Origin of the sequence: Roseomonas sp. TAS13 (assembly GCF_001950415.1) — a bacterium.
Taxonomy (GTDB): domain Bacteria; phylum Pseudomonadota; class Alphaproteobacteria; order Acetobacterales; family Acetobacteraceae; genus Roseomonas; species Roseomonas mucosa.
The window spans coordinates 1-1,222 of the sequence record NZ_BDLP01000672.1; the positions used below are offsets into that span (position 1 = coordinate 1).

The window sequence follows — 1,222 nt, forward strand, 5'->3', positions numbered from 1 at the left end:
GTGGTCATCTTGGCGTCCCCAAAGACGCTGGGCCATTCACCAAAAGCGAGGTTGGTGGTGACGATGACCGAGGTCTGCTCGTAGAGACGGCTGACAAGGTGGAACAGCAACTGGCCGCCGGACTGGGCGAATGGCAGATAGCCGAGCTCGTCGAGGACAACGAAATCCAGGCGGCAGAGATGATCGGCGATGCGCCCTTGTCGTCCGGCCCGGGTCTCGGCCTCGAGGCGGTTCACCAGGTCAACCACGTTGTAGAACCGTCCGCGCGCTCCATCGCGGATGCAGGCCCGGGCAATGGCGATAGCCAAATGGGTTTTGCCCGTGCCGGTGCCACCGACGAGCACCACGTTGCGCTGCTGGGCCAGGAACCCGCCACCCGCGAGATCACGGACCAGAGCCTCGTTAACCGGGGTACCGTCGAACCCGAACTCGTCCACGTCCTTGGCCAGCGGCAGCTTGGCGGTGGTGATCTGATACTTGATCGAGCGCGCCTGCTTCTCGGCGATCTCGGCCGAGACAAAGTCGCCGATAACCTGCTGTGGCTCATGCTGGCGTTTGACGGCGGTCGTGATGATGGCGTCAAACGCCGCGCGCATGCCGTAGAGCTTCAGCTCGCCCATGGTGGCGAGGATAGCGGTGCGTTCCATCAGGGTCCTCTCCTCAGGCTGTCGTAGCGGCTGCAGTCGGCCAGGGGCGCATGCCGCAGCCGGAGCGCCTCCGGGGTCAGGATGGTCACCGGTGGCGGTGGCTCGCGCTGGCGGGCGAGGATGTTGAGGATGACATCGGCCGAGTGGACGCCCTCACGCAGCGCCTCGCTGCAAGCGGCCTCAACCGCAGCCAGACCGTCGTCCAACACCCTGGTCAGGATCTCCACCATCTGCCGGTCGCCATCGGTGGCTGTGGCCAGCTTGCGGCGGACCCGTTCCAGTGCACTGGGGAGCAGCCAGTCCTTGAACGGTGCCCCGTTGCGCAGCGCTCCAGGTTTGCGCGCCAGCACGGGCACGTAGTGCCAGGGGTCGAACACCGTCTGGTCCCGGCCGAACACGCGCCGGTGCTCGCCCACCACCCGGCCGTCCTGGCGCAACTCGATCCGCTCGGCATAGGCCCGGATCTCGACCGGCCGCCCCACCGCGCTCGCCATCACCGAGTACTTGTTGTTGTCGAACCGCACCAGGCAGGTCTTGGATACCGCGGCAGGCACGGCATGGAACCCGTCGAACCG

The 1,222-nt window shown here is 66.4% G+C and carries 2 protein-coding genes; both read right to left on the reverse strand.

Features of this window, described 5'->3' with window-relative positions; genetic code table 11:
• The coding region (istB, locus tag ROTAS13_RS24730) for an IS21-like element helper ATPase IstB (protein ID WP_075823684.1) at nucleotides 1-647 on the reverse strand (647 nt) is incomplete at its 3' end.
• Nucleotides 647-1,222: Mu transposase domain-containing protein (locus ROTAS13_RS24735; protein ID WP_408906176.1), on the reverse strand; the 576-nt coding region annotated here is incomplete at its 5' end. The genes ROTAS13_RS24735 and istB, both read right to left, overlap by 1 nt.